This is a genomic window from Stutzerimonas sp. LR2 (genome assembly GCF_055755175.1).
Window position 1 is genome coordinate 1002614 of sequence record NZ_JBVTRR010000001.1, and the last position, 20752, is coordinate 1023365.

The following is a 20752-nucleotide window of genomic DNA, read 5'->3' on the forward strand; positions in this document are numbered from 1 at the left end:
GCGTCAGGACTGGCTGGCTTCCAGTCGCTGCGGCTCGAGCGCCAGCGGCGCCGGACCAAGCAGCTTGATGCGCTGATCCGGCGCCAGCGACAGCGTCGCCCCGACCACGTCAGGACGGATCGGCAGTTCGCGGGCGTTGAGGTCGAGCAGGCAGACGAGGGTCACGCTGGCAGGCCGGCCGTAGTCGAACAGCTCGTTGAGCGCGGCGCGGATGGTACGGCCGGTCATCAGTACGTCGTCGATCAGCACCAGGTGCTGGCCCTCGATCTCGAATGGCAGCTCCGAAGGCTGCACCTGCGGATGCAAGCCCTTCTGGGTGAAGTCGTCGCGATAGAAGGACACGTCGAGCACGCCGAGCGGTTCGCTCTGTCCGCGTGCATCGAGCAGCGCCTGGGCGACCCAGACTCCGCCTGTACGAATGCCGATGAAGCGCGGCTCGCGGATGTCGCGCTCGTTCAGGTAGCGCTCCAGTGCCTCGGTCATCTCGGGCAGCAGCTGTTCGGGATTTGGCAGGATCATGGGGTCTCCTTTCGGGATCAGGCGCCGGCGTGATCGTTCAGCCAGCCTTCCAGTAACAGGGCGGCGGCCAGGGCATCGACCGGCCGTTCGCGATAGCCTCCGTGCTGGCCCTGGCGCAGCCGCTCGCCTTTGGCCTCGAAGGTGGTCAGGCGTTCGTCGTGGGTGTGCACCGGCAGGTTGAAGCGGCCGTTGAGGCGGCGGGCGAATTTCTCTGCGCGAGCGCTCATCTCGCTCGGACTGCCGTCCATGTTCAGCGGCAGGCCGACCACCAGCGCGTCGGGCTGCCATTCGCGCAACAGCGCCTCGATCTGCTGCCAATCGGGTACGCCGTTCTGCGCCTTGAGCACGCACAGCTCGCGGGCCTGGCCGGTCACGACCTGGCCGACGGCGACGCCGATCTGCTTGGTGCCATAGTCGAAGCCGAGCAGCAGCCGCGGCGTGCTCATGCGTGGCCGACCTGGGTGCTGAGCAGGCGCAGGTCGACGCCCAGCGAGGCGGCGGCTGCCTGCAGGCGCTGATCGTGGGGGAGGTCAAACAGGATCTGTGGGTCGGCCGGACAGCTCAGCCAGGTATTGTCGGCCAGCTCCGCTTCCAGCTGGCCGGCTTCCCAGCCGGCGTAGCCCAGCGCCACGAAATGCCGCTGCGGGCCTTGACCGTCGGCAATGGCGAACAGCACATCCTGGGACGTGCTCATGCCGAGCGGGCCGAGCATCAAGGTCGCCTGAAACTGCTGCTCGGCCGAATGCAGGACGAAGCCGCGGTCGGTCTGCACCGGGCCGCCTGCGAAGATAGGCAGGCTCTGACAAAATGCCGGAATCGGTTCGTCCGGGCGCAGCTGCTCGAGCACATCGGCCAGGCTCAGGCCACTTGGACGGTTGACGATAAGCCCCATGGCGCCTTCCGGGCCGTGCTCGATCAGGTAGATCAGCGTCTGGGCAAAGTTCGGATCGGCCATCTGCGGCATGGCGATCAGAAAGTGATGCTTGAGGTAGCTGGGCGCGGTGCTTTTCATGCGCGTTAGCTTAAGCGTTGCACCGCATTCCGGCTACAGCTGCGACCGTTGGTCCCGCGTGCGTTTCAGCGGCTCGACAGCCGGTCGCCGCGTTCGAAGCGCCAGGTGCGGATGATCTCGACCTGATCGTACTTCTGCGCCAGTTCGCCGGTGAAGGGGGCGAACGGCGCGGCCAGGCGAACGATGCGCAGCGCGGCATCATCGAGTACCGGCTGGCCGGACGACTCGATCACGCGCAGTTCCTGCACGGTGCCGTCGCGGTTGATGGTGACGAGCATGCGCAGGCTGCCGTAGATCTGCTGGCGGCGGGCTTCGTCGGGGTAGTTGAGGTTGCCGATGCGCTCGACTTTCTTGCGCCATTCGTCGCGATACCAGGCGCTGATGTCACGCATCGTGGCCGCGCTGTTCTGTCGGCTGACGCGCGGTCGTTTGGCGTAGCGCTCGACGTCCTTCGCCAGTTCGGCCTCCAGGCTGGCGATCTCGGCGCTCAGCTGCGAACTGTCGAATGCCGGGGCGGACTGCGGCTCGGGCTGTGGTTGGGTCTGCTGCTTGACCTCTGCCTTCTGCTGCTGCGGGCTTCGCGTGGTGACGACCGTCTTGGCCGGCTCAGGCCGGGTGCTGGGCGGCGGTGCGGCGGGCGGAGTGACTTTGCGGACTTCGGTGTCCTGAAAGGGCGCCTGCTCGGTGGTCTTCGGCGATGCCTTGTGCTCCAGCGTGCCGCTGCCCTGCTGGTTGTCCTGAGCAAGGAAATCCGCGTCCTTGGGCTTTTCCTCGCTCTTGAACGTCGAGAGGGTGATTTCCAGCGTCTTGCTGATCTGCTTCGGTTCGGACAGCGTGAAGCCCAGGCCGAGGATCAGGGCCAGGTGCAGTGCGGCAGCCAGAAAAAGCGTGAAGCCGAGCCGGTCCGCGGGGCGGACTCGGGTCGTTTCAGGCGCGGGATGGCGGATAGCGGCGTTCATCGCGTGTCGGGTCGGCTCGAAGTGCCGCGCAGTCTGCCGGCTTTGAGCTCGCCGTCGCAAGCTCCGAACTCAAAGCTGTTAGCTGGTTCAAGCTTGCAGCTTGGCCGCGATCGCGTCCATGAGGCGTTCGCCGATACGGGTATCGAAGGCATTGTCGATTTCCCGGATGCAGGTCGGGCTGGTGATGTTGATCTCGGTGAGGTAATCGCCGATGACATCCAGGCCGACGAACAGCAGGCCACGTTCACGCAGCTGCGGCCCAACGATAGCCGCGATCTCGCGGTCGCGATCGGATAGCGGTTGCGCCACGCCGCGGCCGCCGGCGGCCAGGTTGCCGCGTGTCTCGCCAGCCGCGGGAATCCGCGCCAGGCAGTAGGGGATCGGCTCGCCATCGATCATCAGGATGCGCTTGTCGCCATCCTTGATCGCCGGAATGTAGCGCTGCGCCATGATCTGCCGGCTTCCATGTTCGGTCAGCACTTCGAGGATCACGGACAGATTGGGGTCGCCCTCGCGATGACGGAAGATCGAGGCGCCGCCCATTTCGTCCAGGGGTTTGAGAATGATGTCACGGTGCTCGTTGGCAAACTCGCGGAGAATGTCGGAGCGTCGGCTGACCAAGGTCGGCGGTGTGCACTGCGGGAACTGAGTGGCGAAGAACTTCTCGTTGCAGTCGCGCAGGCTCTGCGGACGGTTGACCACCAGCGTTCCCGCCTTTTCCGCCAGTTCCAGCAGATAGGTTGCGTAGACGTACTCGCTGTTGAATGGCGGATCCTTGCGCATGAGGATCACATCGAGGTCGGCAAGGGCCATGTCGACCTCCTCGCCTGTCTCGAACCAGTGCTGCGGGTCGTTGAAGACCTGCAGCGAGCGCATGCGTGCGCGGGCCTGGTTGCCGAGCTGATAAAGGTCTCGCTGCTCCATATAGAAGAGTGTCCAGCTTCGCGCCTGGGCGGCCAGCAGCATGGCAAGCGAGCTGTCCTTCTTGAAGGCGATCTGCGCGATAGGGTCCATGATGATCCCGACGCGAACGGTCATGAGAGTTTCTCCAGCTATGGGCGGCAACGTGCCGCCGGTGGCGCAAAAGGTCGCTGCAGATTGGCCGTGGTTGTGCACTGGGTCAAGGAAAATCCGGATGCTTTTCCGGTTGATAGCGTGGCCAGGAGGAGTGTGCTAAAAAGGTCCGGCGATTGGGTGCAGCCCATCGGTGGCAGGGCCTCCGGCGCACTGACATAACGATAAACTACGACTCACCGAGGCGATGGTAGGGCGAAATGGAACAGCACTCCGAGGGCTTGAAGGTCATGGTGATCGACGATTCGAAAACGATTCGTCGCACTGCTGAAACCCTGCTGAAGAAAGTAGGTTGCGATGTCATCACCGCAGTGGACGGTTTCGATGCCCTCGCCAAGATTGCGGATACTCATCCCCGCATCATCTTTGTCGATATTATGATGCCCAGGCTGGACGGTTATCAGACCTGCGCGTTGATCAAGAACAACAGTTCCTTCAAGTCGACGCCAGTGATCATGCTGTCTTCCAAAGACGGCCTGTTCGACAAGGCGAAGGGGCGCATTGTCGGCTCCGATCAATACCTCACCAAACCGTTCAGCAAAGAAGAGCTGCTCGGTGCAATCAAGGCTCATGTCCCTGATTTCGCGCCGGTGGAGCAAGCGTCCTGAAGTTCGGCATTGTTTGCCGCTGAAGCCTTCCTAATGGAGAAATCATGGCTCGCGTTCTGATTGTTGATGATTCGCCGACCGAAATGTACAAGCTCACCGCCATGCTGGAGAAGCATGGTCATGTGGTGCTCAAGGCCGAGAATGGAGCCGACGGCGTAGCGTTGGCTCGCCAGGAAAAACCGGACGCCGTGCTGATGGATATTGTCATGCCCGGCTTGAACGGCTTCCAGGCTACGCGCCAGCTCACCAAAGATTCTGAAACCAGTCACATTCCAGTGATCATCGTTACCACCAAGGATCAGGAAACCGATAAGGTCTGGGGCAAGCGCCAGGGGGCCAAGGATTACCTGACCAAACCGGTGGACGAAGCGACACTGCTGAAAACCCTGAATGCCGTTCTGGCAGGCTGATGCCGGGGTAGCCAACACTCGGACAAAGGGACGTGGCCAGCATGCCTGACATGCAAACGCCGTTTCAGCAGTTGCTGGAGCTAGATAAACGATGCCGCAGCTATGCGGCCGGTCTGCCTTCGCAGCAGGAAGCCGTACAAACCTGGGGAGGGATCGGTTTCCGGATGGGCGGGCGACTGTTCGTCGCTCCGATGGGAGAGGTCGGTGAAATCCTGCATGAGCCTCGATATACGTTGCTGCCCGGCGTCAAGAGCTGGGTCAAGGGCGTAGCGAACGTCCGTGGCAGATTGCTGCCGGTAATGGACCTTTGTGGGTATTTCGGACTTGAGCCCTCGCCATTGCGAAAGCAGCGCAGGGTACTGGTCGTTGATCATCAGGAAGTGTTTGCCGGATTGACCGTCGACGAAGTCTTCGGCATGCAGCACTTCCCGGTGGAGACCTTTTCCGAGGAGCTGCCTCCGATCGAGGCATCGATTCAACCGTTCATTCATGGTGTGTTCCAGCGCGAGCAGCCCTGGCTGGTCTTCAGCCCGCACGCTCTTGCAACACATCAGGCGTTTCTAGACGTCGCTTATTGAGTTGTAGGTGGGGTCGACCGAGGTCGGCCTTTTGGTTCTTGGATGGAAGCGCACGGAGGTCCAGGCGGGGGCCGGATAATGATCAAAATGAATGCTAATGCTTTGTTGAGCGGGGTGCGCAGCAATACGCTGATCACCGGTTTGTTTATCGTGCTGATCGTTTCGATCGTATTGCTGTTCGCGAACTTCGCGTACGTGAATACGCAAGCGGATCACGATAACGAGTACATCGCTCACGCTGGAGAGCTGCGCGTACTGTCCCAGCAGATCGCCAAGGACGCCGTGGAAGCGGCAACGGGAACACAGGAGGCGTTCGCTTCCCTGAAGCAGGCTCGTAACGACTTCAACCAGCGCTGGGGCTATCTGTCTCAGGGCAACGACAGCATTGGCCTGCCCGCCGTGCCCGAGTCGCTGCGCGCGGAAGTCAATGCCGTAGAGCAGGACTGGAGCACGCTGCGTCGCGACACCGACGCCATCCTCTCCAGTGAACAAACCGTTCTCTCGCTGCATCAGGTTGCCAGCACCCTGGCAGAAACCATTCCCCAGCTTCAGGTCGAATACGAGGAAGTCGTCGACATCCTGCTGGAGAGCGGTGCGCCTGCGGCTCAGGTATCGGTAGCACAGCGTCAGTCGTTGCTGGCGGAGCGTATCCTCGGTTCGGTGAACAAGGTGCTTTCCGGTGACCAGGATTCGGTCCAGGCGGCGGACATGTTTGGTCGTGATGCCAGTCTGTTCGGGCGGGTTCTGAACGCCATGATCGAAGGCAACGTCGCCATGGGCATCACCGCGGTTGCCGACGAAGAAGCACGCGATCGCCTTTCCGAAATTTCCGAGCTGTTCCAGTTCGTATCCGGCTCGGTGGACGAGATTCTCGAGACGTCGCCGGAACTGTTCCAGGTGCGCGAATCGGCGAACAGCATCTTCGAAGTTTCCCAGACCCTGCTGGACAAGACCTCTGCGCTGTCGCAAGGCCTGCAGAATCGCGCCGATGCGCGTTACATCAACACCATCATCGGCTACGTGCTGGGTGCGCTTGCACTGGCAGCGATCATTCTCATCGGCCTGGTGATGGTTCAGGAGGCACGTCGCCGCCTGAGCGAAACTGCCGAGAAGAACGAACGTAACCAGGCAGCGATTCTGCGACTGCTGGACGAGATCGGCGACCTCGCTGACGGTGACCTGACGGTAGCTGCCACCGTAACCGAGGATTTCACCGGTGCGATCGCCGACTCGATCAACTACTCCATCGACCAGCTGCGCGAACTGGTAGCCACCATCAACCAGACTGCCGTGCAGGTATCGGGCGCAGCCCAGGAAACCCAGGCGACGGCCATGCACCTCGCCGAGGCTTCCGAGCATCAGGCGCAGGAGATCGCTGGTGCGTCGGCGGCAATCAACGAGATGGCGGTGTCGATTGACCAGGTATCGGCCAACGCCGCGGAGTCGTCGGCGGTAGCGGAGCGCTCGGTAGCCATTGCCAACAAGGGCAACGAGGTGGTGCACAACACCATCACCGGCATGGACAACATTCGCGAGCAGATCCAGGACACGTCGAAGCGGATCAAGCGTCTCGGCGAATCGTCCCAGGAGATCGGTGACATCGTCAGCCTGATTAACGACATTGCCGACCAGACCAACATCCTCGCGCTCAACGCGGCGATCCAGGCCTCCATGGCGGGTGACGCAGGCCGGGGCTTCGCGGTGGTAGCGGACGAAGTACAGCGTCTGGCGGAGCGTTCGTCGGCGGCGACCAAGCAGATCGAGGCGCTGGTTAAGACCATTCAGACCGACACCAACGAGGCGGTCATCTCGATGGAACAGACCACCGCCGAGGTGGTGCGCGGAGCCCGCCTGGCGCAGGACGCCGGGGTGGCACTGGAAGAGATCGAGAAGGTATCCAAGACCCTAGCGGCGCTGATCCAGAACATTTCCAACGCGGCACGCCAGCAGGCTTCCTCGGCTGGTCACATCTCCAACACCATGAACGTGATCCAGGAGATCACCTCGCAAACGTCGTCGGGTACCACCGCTACTGCCAAGAGCATTGGTAACCTGGCGAAGATGGCCAACGAGATGCGCCATTCCGTTTCCGGTTTTACCCTGCCGGATGCTCAGGATCAGGCCTGACTTGATGGGTGCGGCAGTCATTGATGGCTGCCGCCGATGATCACGAGCGAGGGGCAGGGCATGCAGCCGAGGTTGGACTGGGCATTGGAGCCCCTGGCCGATATGTCGCCGGCGGAATTCCATGATTGGCAGACGCTTCTCGAAGAGCGTTCCGGCATGGTCGTCAGCGAGCAGCGGCGCAGCTTCCTGCAGGCCAACCTGAGTGCACGGATGCGCGAAGTCGGGGCTCCCGACTATGCCACCTACTATCGTCAGGTCACGTCCGGTCCGCGAGGTGCGGTCGAATGGTCGACGCTCATGGATCGGTTGACGGTCCAGGAGACGCGCTTCTTTCGCCATCCCGCTTCCTTCGAGCTGCTGAAGGCTCATCTGGACCAGTGTCTGGAGAAAAGGGCGGGCGATCGGCCGCTGACGTTATGGAGCGTGGGTTGTGCAAGTGGCGAGGAAACCTACTCGCTGGCGATGACCGCTGCCGAGGCACAGGCGCATAGCTCGGTCAAGGTGGGTTTCGGGGTTACCGGCACCGACATCAGCCTCAGCGCCCTGGCCAAGTGTCGCGCGGCGGTCTACAGCGCCCGTCGGCTGGAGCAGGTCGAGCCGGCATTGCGTGAGCGCTACTTCCTGTCGTTACCCGATGATCGTTTTCAAGTCGTCCCTGATCTCGCTGCACGCGTTTGCTTTGCAAGGCTCAATGTGCTGGAGCTGGCGAATTCGCCGATCTCCGGCATGGATGTCATTTTTTGCCAGAACCTGTTGATCTACTTCCGCCGCTGGCGTCGTCGCGACATCCTCAATCGCCTGGCCGAGTGCCTGGCCCCAGGGGGACTGCTGGTGATAGGCGTAGGCGAGGTGGTCGGCTGGCAACATCCGGATCTGCTTCCGGTTGCCAATGATCAGGTTCTGGCTTTTACCCGGAAAAGTTTATGAGCGGAGTCGCTATGGGTGATCGGCACGATTATGTCGCCCTGGAGTGGGTGAAAGGCGAGATTGCCGAAACGCTTAAGCAGGCGCGTCAGGCGCTGGAGGCGTTCGTCGAGAATCCACAGGACTCGACTCGGATGAGCTTTTGCCTGACCTATGTGCATCAGGTACATGGCACTCTGCAGATGGTCGAGTTCTTCGGCGCGGCACTGCTCGCCGAGGAAATGGAGCAGCTCGCGCGTGCGCTGCTCGAAGGCCGCGTGGCCAACCAGGGCGAAGCGCTCGAGGTGATGATGCAGGCCATCCTGCAGCTTCCCGTCTATCTGGATCGCATCCAGAGCGCCCGTCGCGACCTGCCGATGGTCGTCCTGCCGTTACTCAATGATCTGCGTGCCGCCCGTGGCGAAAAGCTGCTCTCGGAAACCAGCCTTTTCTCGCCCGATCTCTCCGGGCGCACCCCGGCGCTTTCCCGCGAGTCCGTCGAGCGCCTGCGCACCGAGGAGCTGCCGGCATTGCTGCGCAAGCTGCGCCAGATGCTGCAAGTCGCACTGGTGGGCGTGATCCGCAACCAGGATCTTCCGACCAATCTGGGCTATATGGCTCGGGTATTCGCCCGCCTGGAACAGCTTTGCAAGGATGCGCCGCTGGCTGCGCTCTGGCAGATCGCGTCGGGGCTGGTCGAAGGGCTGGCCAGTGGTGGCGTAAGCAACGGTACATCGGTTCGCACCCTGCTGCGGCAGGTGGACAAGCAGCTCAAGCGGCTGGTCGAGGAGGGCGCAGATGGTATCAACCAGGCTGCGCCTGATGAGTTGATCAAGAATCTGCTCTTCTATGTCGCCAAGGCGCCCGGGCAGACGCCGCGCATCCAGACGCTCAAGCAGCACTATCGCCTCGATGAAGCGCTGCCGGACAGCGCCGTGGTTGATCAGGAACGCGCCCAGCTGGCTGGCCCGGACCGAGGCGCGATGCGCTCGGTGGTCACGGCACTGTGCGAAGAACTGGTCCGCGTGAAGGACAGTCTTGATCTGTTCGTGCGCAGCGATCGCAAGGTCATTTCCGAGCTTGCGAGCCTCGAAGTGCCGCTCAAGCAGATCGCCGACACCCTGGCGGTGCTCGGCTTCGCGCAGCCGCGCAAGATCATTCTCGACCAGATCGCCCTGGTCCAGTCCGTTGCGCAGGGACGGCAGGCGCCCGACGACGCCGTGCTGATGGATATCGCCGGAGCATTGCTCTATGTCGAGGCCACGCTCGCCGGCATGGTCGGAGGCCCTGCGGAGGAGCGCAGCGAAGCGAATCATCTGCCGACCACCGATGTGGCTCAGATTCACCAGCTGGTTATTCGCGAAGCGCGCAACGGGCTGGAACAGGCGAAGGATGCGATCATCGAGTTCATCGCCTCGCAATGGAATCACGAGCACCTGGCGCGCGTTCCCGATCTGCTGACCCAGGTCCGTGGCGGCCTGGCCATGATTCCGCTGGAGCGTGCTGCAGCGCTGCTGCAGGCTTGTAACAGCTACATTCAGGACCAGCTGTTGGCCCGCCAAGCTGTGCCCGACTGGCAGAGCCTGGACACCCTGGCGGATGCGATCACCAGCGTCGAGTACTACCTGGAGCGACTGTCGGAAGACTGCGGGACGCAAGGCGACCTGATTCTCGATGTGGCCGAGGAGAGTCTGCAGAACCTGGGTTATTCGCTGGGACAAGAGAAGCCGCAACCGGAAGAGCAGATCGCCGAATCCGAGATGCTGGATCCGCTGGACGAGATCGAAGTGCTTCCGGAAGAGCCGGAGGTGAGTCCCGAGACGTTCGCCTTTGTCGAGTCCTCTGAAGAAGAACAACCGGACGCATCGGAGCCGGCGTTCGCCAGCGAGTCGCAATTGCTGCTCGACCCCGCGGAAGCCGAACCCGAGATCGAGGCGGTGGAATTCGAGCCCGAGTGGACGCTAGGGGATTCAACCTCCGCGGACGATGAGATCGTCTTCAGTCTGCCGGATCATGAGTCGTCGGCTGCTCCGGCTCTTGCCGAGACGGCGGGCGAGGAGCCGAGCCTGGACGACTGGAGCGTGGCGCAGGTTGCCGAGCTCGATCTTCCCGAAGTGACCCTGCCTGACTTCACGCAGCCCGAAGCAGCTCCCGTTGTCGAACCCGAGCCGGCAATCAGCCTGGAGCAGGTGATGGCCGCGCCGGTTACCGCCATCAATCCGCCGGCACAGGATGTTCCGCCAAGCCTCCTGCCTCCGCCTGCTGACGAGGAGCCGGTCGATGAAGACCTGCTTGAAGTCTTCATCGAAGAGGCCGCTGAAGTCCTGGAAACCATCGGTGAATACCTGCCGCGCTGGTTCTCCGACAGTGATGACAAGGATGCACTGGGTGAAGTCCGCCGTGCATTCCACACCCTCAAGGGCAGCGGGCGGATGGTGCGGGCGCTGATCATCGGCGAACTCGCATGGTCCATCGAGAACCTGCTCAATCGCGTCCTGGATCGCACCATCGTCGCCGGCGACTCGGTCAGGCAGGTGGTGCGTGACGTCGTCGAGCTGATGCCAGCGCTGGTCGAGGAGTTCGCCGCCAAGGCGCAGCGCCAGCGTGACGATGTCGATCGATTGGCCGCCACCGCACATGCGCTGGCCAAGGGGCAGTCGGTAGCGCTGCCTCAGCCCGTCGCTGAGGTTGTCGAGGCCTTTGTGCCTGACGTGGACCCACAGCCCGCACCGATCGCCGAAGCGCCTCAGGCGGTTCTGCCTGAAAACGATGACGATGCGCTGGACCCGCAGTTGCTGGAAATCTTTCGCAACGAGGCAGAGTCGCACCTGACCACGCTCGTCAGCTTTCTCGCAGATTGCGCGCAGCGCCTGCCCCAACCGGTGACCGATGCATTGCAGCGCGCGCTGCACACCCTCAAGGGCAGTGCGCACATGGCCGGCATCCTGCCCGTTGCGGAAATCGCGACGCCGTTGGAAAAGATGGTCAAGGAATTCAAGACCAACCTGATCCAGATGGACCTGGCGGAAGCCGAGTTGCTGCACGAGGCCGAGTCGCTGCTGCGGCAGGGGCTGGTCAATCTCGACCATGAACCGCTGGCACCGATCGAAGGGGCTCCCGCGTTCCTGGCCAAGGTGCATGCGTTGCATCAGGCGCGACTGGTCGAGGCGGGTGCCCGCCAGCAGAACGATGCAGGCGAGGCGCGCGATCCGAGCATGATTGCGCTGTTTCTCTCCGAAGGCATGGATATTCTGCTGGACGCAGAAGACTTGTTGCGCAGCTGGCGTGAGCATCCGGCCGAGCGCCAGGAGCTGTCCGCCCTGCTGCAGGAGCTGACCACGCTCGGGCAGGGCGCCAAGATGGCCGATCTGCCGCAGATGGAGGCCCTGTGTCAGGTCCTGCTGCGCCTGTATGCCGTCGTCGAAGAGGGCCGACTCGCCGTCAGCGAGCGCTTCTTCGATGATGTCGAGCGCGGTCATGAAGCGCTGGTCGGGATGATGGACCAGGTGGCGGCAGCGCTGCAGGTCAGCGAGCAGTCTGAACTGCTGGCGCGTCTGGAGGCGTTGCTGGCCGAGGCGATAGACCCGCTGGATCTTGCGCAGTCATTTGCCGAGCCGCAGGTTGCAGCGGCCGAGCCCGCGCCCGTTACACAATTGCAAGCCGAAGCCGAAGCCGAAGCCGAAGCCGAAGCGTGGCCGGCCGATCCTGTGGTTGACGAAGCGCAGGATGATCTCGACCATGAAATGGTCGAGATATTTCTCGATGAGGCGGTCGATCTCATGGAGAGCGCAGGCCAGGCGCTGGATCGCTGGCTTGCCGATCCCGCCAATCAGATGGCCCTCTCGGCGCTATTGCGCGACCTGCATACCCTCAAGGGTGGCGCCCGGATGGCCTCCATTCGCCCGATCGGTGACCTGGCGCACGAGCTTGAATCGCTCTATGAAGGTCTCTCCGACGGCCGTTACGTCCACTCCGTCGAGTTGGCGACGCTGTTGCAGCGCAGCCACGATCACTTGGCCCTGCAGCTCGAACAACTGCAACGCCAGCTGCCGATGAGCTGCGCCGATGCTCTGATCGAGTCGATGCGCGCCTTTCGTCAGGGCGCTTTTCCTGCGTTCGAAGCCGAGGACGTAGTTGCCGAGGCGCAGCCGGATCAGGGTAATGAGTCCCATACGTTCGAGGAGCCACTCGAGGGCGAGGACGCTTTTGACGCTGTGCCGGACCAGCCTCCGGTCATGGAGGTCATCGATCTGCCACTGGCTGACATCGATGAGTCATTCACCAGCGAAGAGGGTGAAGCAGTCAGTCCCCTGGAGGACGTTGAAGCCTCCGAGGCCTCGTTCAGCGAAGCGCAGGACGAGATCGAGCTCGAACTGCCTGAAATCGAAGAGGCGCCCGCGTCGTTCGAGGTGGCCGCGGATGCCCCGCGAGCCGAATCGGTCGATCATCAGCCAGAGCTGGTAGATCGCGACCCCGAGCTGGTGGAGATCTTCCTGGAGGAGGGCTTCGACCTTATCGAAAGCGCGGCCGGCGGGTTGCAGCGCTGGATGGCGGATGTCGACAACAGCTTCGAGCTTGAAGCACTGCAGCGGGATCTGCACACCCTCAAGGGTGGCGCACGGATGGCGGATATCCGCGAGATCGGTGATCTCGCCCATGAACTCGAGTTTCTCTATGAGGGGCTGTGCGCTGGCAGCTACCGAGCCAGTTCCGAGCTGTTCGGCCTCCTGCAGGCCTGCCAGGACCGTCTGGCGGAGATGCTCGAAGCGGTGCGGGCGCACAATCCGATCCCTAGCGGTGATGCGCTGATCGAGACGATTCGCCGATTTCGCAACAACCCCGAGGAACAGCTGAGCATCCCCAGCAGCGTATCGCTGAAGGCTGCGCAGGAGGATGCGCAGCAGTCGGCCGAGGCCGAGATCCTCGATATCTTCGTCGAGGAAGCGGACGACCTGCTGGAAGAGATGGAGTCGGCCCTGGGCCGCTGGGATGCTGGCCGCGAGGACGCGGCTCCCCTGGCTGACATGCTTCGCGTGTTGCACACCCTCAAGGGCGGGGCACGCCTGGCGGGGCAGACTGCCCTGGGCAACATGGCCCATGATCTGGAGCAGCGCCTGAGCGAGGCGCAGCAACAGGGCGCCCCCTGGCCGGACAGTCTGTTCCTCGATGTACAACAGGGTTATGACGCGCTGCTCAAGGACGTCGAGCAGTTGCGCGACAGCCTTGCCAGCGATAGCGCCGAGCCGCTGTATTCGGAGCCACAGCATGCGGAGCTGCAGGAGACCGAGTCGCCGTTGCCGAGCGAGCCGCTGACACTGCCGCAGCCGATCGTTGCGGCGAGCAGCCAGCCGGCGCCAAGCGCTGCGCCGGCAAAGGTCCTGCCGTTTATTCGGCGCGCCCAGCAGGCCGCTCAGGAAGCCGCTGCGCGTCGAGCACCACAGGAACTGGTCAAGGTGCCGGCGGAACTGCTGGAAGGGCTTGTCAACCTGGCTGGTGAAACCTCGATCTTCCGTGGTCGGGTGGAGCAGCAAGTCAGCGACGTCGGGTTCACGCTCGGCGAAATGGAAGCGACCATCGAGCGCGTGCGCGATCAGCTGCGCCGGCTGGATACCGAAACCCAGGCGCAGATTCTCAGCCGTTATCAGGCCGAGGCCGAGCGGGCCGGCTATGACGATTTCGATCCGCTGGAGATGGACCGCCATTCGCAGCTGCAGCAGCTGTCCCGGGCGCTGTTCGAGTCGGCCTCCGACTTGCTCGACCTGAAGGAAACCCTCGCTGCGCGTAACCGCGATGCCGAAACCCTGCTGCTGCAGCAAGCACGCGTCAATACCGAGCTTCAGGAAGGCCTCATGCGTACGCGCATGGTGCCCTTCGAGCGGCTGGTGCCGCGTCTGCGTCGTATCGTCCGGCAGGTGGCCGGTGAACTCGGCAAGCAGGTCGAGTTCCTGGTCGGCAACGCCACCGGCGAGATGGACCGCAGCGTGCTCGAGCGAATCGTCGCGCCGCTGGAGCATATGCTGCGCAATGCCGTGGACCACGGTATCGAGTCGGTCGAACGGCGCCGTGCCGCCGGCAAATCCGAGCAGGGCACGATCCGCCTGGATCTGGCGCGTGAAGGCGGCGATATCGTCCTGACGCTGACGGACGACGGTGGCGGCATCAACCTCGAGGCGGTGCGGCGCAAGGCGATCGAACGCGGCCTGATGTCCGCCGACAGCGGTCTGTCCGAACACGAGATCCTGCAATTCATCCTCGAGGCCGGTTTCTCCACCGCCGAGCGCGTCACGCAGATCTCCGGCCGTGGTGTCGGCATGGACGTCGTGCATTCGGAGGTCAAGCAGCTCGGTGGCTCCATGAGCATCGAATCGACGCTGGGCCAGGGCACGCGTTTCCTGATTCGCCTGCCGTTCACGGTGTCGGTCAACCGGGCGCTGATGGTCTACTCGGGCGAGGACCTCTATGCGATCCCGCTGAACACCATCGAAGGTATCGTGCGGGTTTCGCCGTACGAGCTGGAGGCTTACTACCAGCCGGATGCGCCGCGCTTCGAATATGCCGGTCAGGCCTACGAGCTGCGTTACCTCGGCGATCTGCTGAACAACGGGCAGAAGCCGAAGCTGGTCGGACAGAGTCTGCCGCTGCCGGTGATTCTGGTGCGCTCCAAGGAGCACAGTGTCGCGGTGCAGGTCGACAGCCTGGCCGGCTCGCGCGAGATCGTGGTGAAGAGCCTCGGCCCGCAGTTTGCCGGCGTCCATGGCATCTCCGGCGCGACCATCCTCGGCGACGGTCGCGTGGTGGTGATTCTCGATCTGCTGGCCACCATTCGTGTCCTGCATGCGCATCAGATCATTCAGCAGCAACAGCCGAGGCTGATCGATCAGCTGCCCGAATCCGTCGAGGTGGAAAGCGAGCGGCCGACGCTGGTCATGGTGGTCGACGACTCGGTCACTGTGCGCAAGGTCACCAGCCGCCTGCTGGAGCGCAACGGCATGAACGTGCTGACTGCCAAGGATGGGGTGGATGCGATCACCCAGCTGCAGGAGCGCAAGCCGGACATCATGCTGCTGGATATCGAAATGCCTCGCATGGACGGCTTCGAGGTTGCCACGCTGGTGCGCCATGACGAGCGCCTCAAGGACCTGCCGATCGTCATGATCACTTCGCGTACCGGCGAGAAGCACCGGGATCGCGCGTTGAGCATCGGCGTCAACGAATACCTGGGCAAGCCGTACCAGGAGTCCGTCCTGCTCGAGGCCATCCAGCGCCTGGTCCACGCCGATGTCTGAAGTGCTCTCCACCCGTATTGCGGTACTCGCCGATACCTCGCTGCAGCGTCACGTGCTGCAGCAGGCGTTGACCGGAAGTGGCTATCAGGTGGTGCTGAACAACGACCCGGCGCGTCTTGAACCTGCCGATCTGGATAGTACCGAAGCGGACCTGTGGCTGGTGGATCTGGCCCAGACCGAAGACTCCCCGCTGGTGGATGCCTTGCTGGAGCGCGACACCACGCGAGTGCTGTTCGGCGAAGGGCATGCGCCGGAACGCCATTCGGAGTTCTACCCACGCTGGGAGCGCAGCCTGTTCAGCAAGCTCAAGCGCCTGGTGGGCGATCCGTCGCGTGCCGTCGGGCCACGGCTGGACGTGTTGCAGGGCGAAGGGCAGCGTCCGGAGCGACTGACGCTGCCTGCAGTGCTGGCCGATTCCGCGCTGCGTGCCGGAGAACCGGCACATCAGGTCTGGCTGCTGGCAGCCTCGCTGGGCGGGCCGGAGGCGGTGAAGGCCTTTCTGGATGCCTTGCCCGGCGGGTTGCCGGTGGGCTTCGTCTACGCCCAGCATATCGAGGCGAGCTTCGAGTCGGCGCTGTCCCAGGCCGTGGGGCGCCATAGCCAGTGGCAGGTGCGGCAGGTCCGCCCGGGCGAGCCGGTTCGCTGCGGCGAGGTGGTAATCGCCCCGATCAGTGAGGAGCTGGCGTTCGAGGACGATGGCAGCGCGCGCCTGACCGGCCGCTGCTGGCCAGAGCCGTACAGCCCCTCGATCGACCAGATGATGCTGAACCTGGCCCAGCAGTTCGGCGGCCGCTGCGGTGTCATCGCCTTCAGCGGCATGGGTAGCGACGGCAGTGCCGCGGCGGCGTACGTGCTGCGTCAGGGCGGCAAGGTATGGACGCAGCGCGCCGACTCCTGCGCCTGCTCGAGCATGCCGGACAACCTTCGCGAGGGCGGCTACAGCTCCTACAGCGGTGATCCGCGAGAACTGGCGCAGGCGCTGGTCAATCATCTGGTGAACCAGGCCGGGGCGCCCACCACGTCTTTTCAACGGGATAATTCATGAGTCAGACGGTCATTTCTCAGGACGCGGAAAGCCTTACCGGGCTGCTGATGCCGCTTGCCGATCGCATGCTGCTGGTACCCAACGTGGCGGTAGCCGAGCTGATTCCGTACCGTGCGCCACAGGCGGTACAGGGCATGCCGGCCTGGTTTCTCGGCCAGGTGCAGTGGCGCGACCTGAGCCTGCCATTGCTGTCATTCGAGGCCGCCTCCAGCGGCGAGCCGCAGCCGGTGGGCAGCGCCGCGCGGGTGGCCGTGCTCAACGCTGTCGGCGGGCGCGATCACGTCAAGTTCATTGCCCTGCTGGTGCAGGGCATTCCGCATTCGATCAAGGTCGATGCGAGCCTGGCGCGGGCGGACGTAGAACTTGCACCGCTGGAGCTGGATGCGGTCAACCTCGGTGATGTGCAGGCACGTATTCCCGACCTGGTCGGCCTGGAGCAGAAGCTGGCAGACGCCGGCCTGATCTGACTGCGGTCCGCGGCTAGAAGTCGCCCCACAGCTGCTGCGCCACGCTCAACGCCACCACCGGTGCGGTCTCGGTGCGCAATACGCGCGGGCCGAGCCGGGCCGGCAGAAACCCCTGGCCGCTGGCCAGCTCGACTTCGCTATCGCTCAGGCCGCCCTCCGGGCCGATCAGAAATGCCAGGCTCTGCGGCTTGGCATGGCTCGCCAGCGGCTCGGCCACCGGGTGCAGCACGAGCTTGAGGTCGGCCTCGACGTCCAGCCAGTCGCGCAGCGTGACCGGCGCATGGATGATCGGCAGTACCGAGCGGCCGCACTGCTCGCAGGCGCTGATGGCGATCTGTCGCCAATGGGCCAGGCGCTTGTCGGCGCGCTCATCGTTGAGGCGGACCTCGCATCGCTCGCTGATCAGCGGGGTGATCTCGCTGACACCCAGCTCGGTAGCCTTCTGGATCGCCCAGTCCATGCGCTCGCCACGGGACAGGCCCTGACCGAGGTGGATTCGCAGCGGTGATTCCGGCATTCCCGTCAGGCGTTCGTGCAGTTCCACGCTGACGCTCTTCTTGCCCACCTCCAGCAGTTCGCCGCGGTACTCGGCACCGCTGCCGTCGAACAATTGCACCGCGCTGCCGGCCGACAGGCGCAGGACCCGCCCGATGTAATGAGCCGATGCCTCGGGTAACGCATGCTGGCCGAGGGAAAGAGGGGCGTCGATGAAGAAGCGGGATAGGCGCATAGGGCAACGGCAGGGCGTGGTGGATGGAACGGCAAGTCTAAAGCATCGGCAGCCCGCTCAGCAGGCCGCCGCACGCTGCGTGGTGTTCAGCCCGGATCGCGGAAGCCCGGATAGAGGCCGCTCGGCATCGCCACCTGGACGGTGTCGCGGGTGGTGATATCGATCCCTTCGCTGGCAACCGCGGCGAGGAAGTCAATCTGCTCTTCGGTGATGCAGTACGGCGGCAGGAAGTACACCACGCTGCCCAGCGGGCGCAGCAGGGCGCCGCGCTCCAGCGCATGCTGGTAGACCTTCAGCCCGCGACGTTCCTGCCAGGGGTAGGCCGTACGGCTGGGTTTGTCCTTAACCATCTCGATGGCCAGCGCCATGCCGGTCTGGCGCACCTCGGCCACATGTGGATGCTCGGCTAGGTGCGCGGTGGCGCTGGCCATGCGTGCGGCCAGCGCCTTGTTCGCCTCGATGACGTTGTCCTCGGCGAAGATGTCCAGCGTCGCCAGTGCGGCGGCACAGGCCAGCGGATTGCCGGTGTAGGTGTGCGAATGAAGAAAGGCGCGCAGGGTCGAGTAGTCGTCGTAGAACGCCTGATACAGGCGGTCGGTGGTGAGCACCGCGGCCATCGGCAGATAGCCGCCGGTAAGGGCCTTGGACAGGCAGAGGAAGTCCGGCGTGATGCCGGCCTGCTCGCAGGCGAACATGGTGCCGGTGCGCCCGAAGCCGACGGCGATCTCGTCGTGGATGAGATGCACCTCGTAGCGGTCGCAGGCCTCGCGCAGCAGCTTGAGGTAGATCGGGTGGTACATGCGCATGCCGCCGGCACCCTGGATCAGCGGCTCGACGATGACCGCGGCGATGTCCTGGTGATGCTCGGCCAGGGTCTGCTCCATGTGCGCGAACATCTGCCGCGAGTGTTCTTCCCAGCTGACGCCTTCGGGCCGCAGGTAGCAGTCCGGGCTCGGAACCTTGAATGTATCCAGCAACAGTGGCTTGTAGGTGTCGGTGAACAGTGCCACGTCGCCCACCGACATGGCGGCCACGGTTTCGCCGTGATAGCTGTTGGTCAGCGTGACGAAGCGCTGCTTGCGCTCGCGGCCGCAGTTACGCCAGTAGTGGAAGCTCATTTTCAGCGCCACCTCGATGCCGGTGGAGCCGTTGTCGGTGTAGAACACGCGCTCCAGCCCGGCCGGCGTCAAGGCGACCAGACGCTCTGACAGCTCCACCACCGGCTGATGGCTGAAGCCGGCGAGCATCACGTGCTCGAGCTGGTCGACCTGGTCCTTGATGCGCTGATTGATGCGTGGATTGGCATGGCCGAAAACGTTGACCCACCAGGAGCTCACCGCGTCCAGGTAGCGCTTGCCGTCGAAGTCCTCCAGCCACACGCCATCACCGCGGCGGATGGGGATCAGCGGCAGCTGTTCGTGGTCCTTCATCTGGGTGCAGGGGTGCCAGAGTACGGCGAGGTCGCGTTGCATCCAGCTGTCGTTCAGGCTCATGGTGACTCCTTGCGCGGTGAGGTGCGCAGCCTAGCAGAACTGGCGCTCGCGTCTCGATGGGGGTACTCATCGGTTTGCTCGATGTTTCAAAGCAAAAAAATGCGCTCTATTCCGATAGGTAACCGGCTAGGCTTCTAACCCTCGAAATTGAAGGATGGATTCGATGCACTGGCGTAATTCCCCGACGCATTACGGGCTGACCAGCATTGTGTTGCACTGGTTGGTGGCCGTGGCGGTATTCGGTCTGTTCGCCCTGGGTTTCTGGATGGTCGGGCTGAACTACTACAGCAGCTGGTACCGGACCGCACCGGACCTGCACAAGAGTATCGGCATCCTGTTGCTGCTGGTCATGCTGCTGCGGGTGCTCTGGCGCTTCGTCAGCCCGGCACCGGCACCGCTGGCCAGCCAGGGCCGCCTGACCCGAACGGCCGCCAGGCTCGGCCATGGACTGCTCTATCTCGGGCTGTTCGTGGTGATGGTCTCGGGTTATCTGATTTCCACGGCCGACGGCCGCGCGATCAGCGTGTTCGGGCTGTTCGAAGTGCCCGCGCTGATCACTTCCATTCCCAACCAGGCCGACAGTGCCGGGCTGGTTCACGAATACGCTGCCTGGGCATTGGTGATCTTCGCCGTCGTGCATGCCCTCGCCGCGCTCAAGCACCATTTCATCGATCGCGACGCGACGCTGATGCGCATGCTCGGTCGCAGCACCGATTAATCACCCCGATAGGAGAGTCATTGATGCTCAAGAAAACGCTCGCAGCGCTGGTCCTCGGCTCCGCCCTGGTCGGCGGCCAGGCATTCGCCGCCGATTACGCCATCGACAAGCAAGGCCAGCACGCCTTCGTCAACTTCAAGATCAGCCACCTTGGTTACAGCTGGCTGTGGGGCACCTTCAAGGATTTCGACGGCAGCTTCAGCTTCGATGCGGACAAGCCGGAGCAGAGCAAGGTGAACGTCACGCTGAAGACCGCCAGCGTCGACACCAATCATGCCGAGCGCGACAAGCATCTGCGCAGCGATGACTTCCTCAATGTCGCCAAGCACCCGACGGCCACATTCGAATCGACATCGGTGAAGTCCACTGGTGAAGGCACCGCCGATATCACCGGCAATCTGACCCTTAACGGTGTGACCAAGCCGGTGGTGATCGCGGCCAAGTTCATCGGTGAGGGCGACGATCCCTGGGGCGGCTACCGCGCCGGTTTCGAGGGCAGCACAACCCTGACCCTGAAGGACTTCGACATCAAGATGGACCTGGGGCCGGCGTCGCAGACCGTCGACCTGATCATCTCGGTCGAAGGCGTGCGCAAGTAAGCCCAGACGTGTGAAGCACGAACGCCGGCCGCCAGCCGGCGTTCTGCGTTGGAGCGATGCGAATCATGCGCGGGGCATCCGCGCCGAGCGTTCGTTGCGAATGTTTCGCAACATTTAATGCGCATACTATGACTCCTTGGCGGTTTACAGACAGTCATGGATGTAAGTATATTTCGGTCCACTCTACGCGGCGTCTGCGCCGCGCTGTTGCCCATTCCCGCCTG

17 protein-coding genes are annotated in these 20752 nt (G+C 63.4%); 10 read left to right on the forward strand and 7 right to left on the reverse strand.

Going from position 1 to position 20752, the window contains the following annotated elements:
• Positions 1-3: 3 nt before the first annotated feature.
• The 5 genes from pyrR to gshB form a co-directional block, all read right to left on the reverse strand.
• Positions 4-519, reverse strand: a complete 516-nt coding sequence (gene pyrR / locus ACVRRC_RS04675; RefSeq protein ID WP_014597998.1) for a bifunctional pyr operon transcriptional regulator/uracil phosphoribosyltransferase PyrR — start codon at positions 517-519, stop codon at positions 4-6.
• 17 nt (positions 520-536) lie between these two features.
• Positions 537-965 carry a Holliday junction resolvase RuvX gene (gene ruvX / locus ACVRRC_RS04680; protein WP_011914962.1) on the reverse strand — a complete coding sequence of 143 codons (429 nt, stop codon included), beginning with the start codon at positions 963-965 and terminating at the stop codon, positions 537-539.
• Entirely contained in the window at positions 962-1531 is a 570-nt protein-coding gene (locus ACVRRC_RS04685; RefSeq protein ID WP_053528280.1) for a YqgE/AlgH family protein, read from the reverse strand. The genes ruvX and ACVRRC_RS04685 overlap by 4 nt, the downstream gene beginning before the upstream one ends.
• Before the next feature lie 65 nt (positions 1532-1596).
• The gene (locus tag ACVRRC_RS04690) at positions 1597-2490 is read right to left on the reverse strand and encodes an energy transducer TonB (protein WP_019405529.1); all 894 of its coding nucleotides are present in this window, start codon (positions 2488-2490) and stop codon (positions 1597-1599) included.
• Between the two features lie 87 nt (positions 2491-2577).
• Positions 2578-3528 (reverse strand): glutathione synthase, encoded by a 951-nt coding sequence (gshB, locus tag ACVRRC_RS04695; RefSeq protein WP_014597995.1) that lies wholly within the window; start codon positions 3526-3528, stop codon positions 2578-2580.
• Between the two features lie 236 nt (positions 3529-3764).
• Between gshB and pilG the strand changes: the two genes are divergently transcribed.
• The 8 genes from pilG to ACVRRC_RS04735 all read left to right on the forward strand — a co-directional run bounded on the left by pilG (position 3765) and on the right by ACVRRC_RS04735 (position 16988).
• Complete coding sequence (gene pilG / locus ACVRRC_RS04700; RefSeq protein WP_003282729.1) at positions 3765-4172, forward strand: twitching motility response regulator PilG; 408 nt, start codon at positions 3765-3767, stop codon at positions 4170-4172.
• A gap of 44 nt (positions 4173-4216) precedes the next feature.
• A complete protein-coding gene (gene pilH / locus ACVRRC_RS04705; protein ID WP_003297216.1) occupies positions 4217-4582 on the forward strand; it encodes a twitching motility response regulator PilH in 366 nt (121 codons plus the stop codon).
• 41 nt (positions 4583-4623) lie between these two features.
• A complete protein-coding gene (locus ACVRRC_RS04710) occupies positions 4624-5160 on the forward strand; it encodes a chemotaxis protein CheW (protein WP_472996673.1) in 537 nt (178 codons plus the stop codon).
• A 78-nt stretch (positions 5161-5238) separates the two neighbouring features.
• Positions 5239-7287: a methyl-accepting chemotaxis protein gene (locus ACVRRC_RS04715; protein WP_020305670.1), complete on the forward strand. Its 2049-nt coding sequence runs from the start codon at positions 5239-5241 to the stop codon at positions 7285-7287.
• A gap of 60 nt (positions 7288-7347) precedes the next feature.
• Entirely contained in the window at positions 7348-8214 is an 867-nt protein-coding gene (locus ACVRRC_RS04720; protein ID WP_011914955.1) for a CheR family methyltransferase, read from the forward strand.
• A gap of 11 nt (positions 8215-8225) precedes the next feature.
• Positions 8226-15476 (forward strand): Hpt domain-containing protein, encoded by a 7251-nt coding sequence (locus tag ACVRRC_RS04725; RefSeq protein WP_472996760.1) that lies wholly within the window; start codon positions 8226-8228, stop codon positions 15474-15476.
• Positions 15469-16521 carry a chemotaxis protein CheB gene (locus ACVRRC_RS04730; protein ID WP_014597991.1) on the forward strand — a complete coding sequence of 351 codons (1053 nt, stop codon included), beginning with the start codon at positions 15469-15471 and terminating at the stop codon, positions 16519-16521. The genes ACVRRC_RS04725 and ACVRRC_RS04730 overlap by 8 nt, the downstream gene beginning before the upstream one ends.
• Positions 16518-16988, forward strand: coding sequence for a chemotaxis protein CheW (locus ACVRRC_RS04735; RefSeq protein WP_472996674.1), 471 nt, complete (start codon positions 16518-16520; stop codon positions 16986-16988). The genes ACVRRC_RS04730 and ACVRRC_RS04735 overlap by 4 nt, the downstream gene beginning before the upstream one ends.
• A gap of 13 nt (positions 16989-17001) precedes the next feature.
• On the opposite strand, the gene ACVRRC_RS04740 is transcribed toward ACVRRC_RS04735, so the two are convergent.
• Together ACVRRC_RS04740 and ACVRRC_RS04745 are read right to left on the reverse strand one after the other, a co-directional pair.
• Entirely contained in the window at positions 17002-17718 is a 717-nt protein-coding gene (locus ACVRRC_RS04740) for a 16S rRNA (uracil(1498)-N(3))-methyltransferase (protein WP_106442481.1), read from the reverse strand.
• 86 nt (positions 17719-17804) lie between these two features.
• Positions 17805-19211 (reverse strand): adenosylmethionine--8-amino-7-oxononanoate transaminase, encoded by a 1407-nt coding sequence (locus ACVRRC_RS04745; RefSeq protein WP_472996675.1) that lies wholly within the window; start codon positions 19209-19211, stop codon positions 17805-17807.
• A gap of 163 nt (positions 19212-19374) precedes the next feature.
• Here ACVRRC_RS04745 and ACVRRC_RS04750 point away from each other — a divergent pair, with 163 nt between their 5' ends.
• Both ACVRRC_RS04750 and ACVRRC_RS04755 read left to right on the forward strand, forming a co-directional pair.
• Positions 19375-19929, forward strand: a complete 555-nt coding sequence (locus ACVRRC_RS04750; RefSeq protein WP_011914948.1) for a cytochrome b — start codon at positions 19375-19377, stop codon at positions 19927-19929.
• Positions 19930-19952: 23 nt separating this feature from the next.
• Entirely contained in the window at positions 19953-20528 is a 576-nt protein-coding gene (locus ACVRRC_RS04755) for a YceI family protein (protein ID WP_068506107.1), read from the forward strand.
• The last annotated feature ends 224 nt before the right edge of the window (positions 20529-20752 follow it).

Excerpts from the sequence above, each read along its gene's own strand:
- pyrR (WP_014597998.1), bottom strand. The coding sequence starts at position 519 with ATGATCCTGCCAAATCCCGAACAGCTGCTGCCCGAGATGACCGAGGCA.
- ruvX (WP_011914962.1), bottom strand. The coding sequence starts at position 965 with ATGAGCACGCCGCGGCTGCTGCTCGGCTTCGACTATGGCACCAAGCAG.
- ACVRRC_RS04685 (WP_053528280.1), bottom strand. The coding sequence starts at position 1,531 with ATGAAAAGCACCGCGCCCAGCTACCTCAAGCATCACTTTCTGATCGCC.
- ACVRRC_RS04690 (WP_019405529.1), bottom strand. The coding sequence starts at position 2,490 with ATGAACGCCGCTATCCGCCATCCCGCGCCTGAAACGACCCGAGTCCGC.
- gshB (WP_014597995.1), bottom strand. The coding sequence starts at position 3,528 with ATGACCGTTCGCGTCGGGATCATCATGGACCCTATCGCGCAGATCGCC.
- pilG (WP_003282729.1), top strand. The coding sequence starts at position 3,765 with ATGGAACAGCACTCCGAGGGCTTGAAGGTCATGGTGATCGACGATTCG.
- pilH (WP_003297216.1), top strand. The coding sequence starts at position 4,217 with ATGGCTCGCGTTCTGATTGTTGATGATTCGCCGACCGAAATGTACAAG.
- ACVRRC_RS04710 (WP_472996673.1), top strand. The coding sequence starts at position 4,624 with ATGCCTGACATGCAAACGCCGTTTCAGCAGTTGCTGGAGCTAGATAAA.
- ACVRRC_RS04715 (WP_020305670.1), top strand. The coding sequence starts at position 5,239 with ATGATCAAAATGAATGCTAATGCTTTGTTGAGCGGGGTGCGCAGCAAT.
- ACVRRC_RS04720 (WP_011914955.1), top strand. The coding sequence starts at position 7,348 with ATGCAGCCGAGGTTGGACTGGGCATTGGAGCCCCTGGCCGATATGTCG.
- ACVRRC_RS04725 (WP_472996760.1), top strand. The coding sequence starts at position 8,226 with ATGGGTGATCGGCACGATTATGTCGCCCTGGAGTGGGTGAAAGGCGAG.
- ACVRRC_RS04730 (WP_014597991.1), top strand. The coding sequence starts at position 15,469 with ATGTCTGAAGTGCTCTCCACCCGTATTGCGGTACTCGCCGATACCTCG.
- ACVRRC_RS04735 (WP_472996674.1), top strand. The coding sequence starts at position 16,518 with ATGAGTCAGACGGTCATTTCTCAGGACGCGGAAAGCCTTACCGGGCTG.
- ACVRRC_RS04740 (WP_106442481.1), bottom strand. The coding sequence starts at position 17,718 with ATGCGCCTATCCCGCTTCTTCATCGACGCCCCTCTTTCCCTCGGCCAG.
- ACVRRC_RS04745 (WP_472996675.1), bottom strand. The coding sequence starts at position 19,211 with ATGAGCCTGAACGACAGCTGGATGCAACGCGACCTCGCCGTACTCTGG.
- ACVRRC_RS04750 (WP_011914948.1), top strand. The coding sequence starts at position 19,375 with ATGCACTGGCGTAATTCCCCGACGCATTACGGGCTGACCAGCATTGTG.
- ACVRRC_RS04755 (WP_068506107.1), top strand. The coding sequence starts at position 19,953 with ATGCTCAAGAAAACGCTCGCAGCGCTGGTCCTCGGCTCCGCCCTGGTC.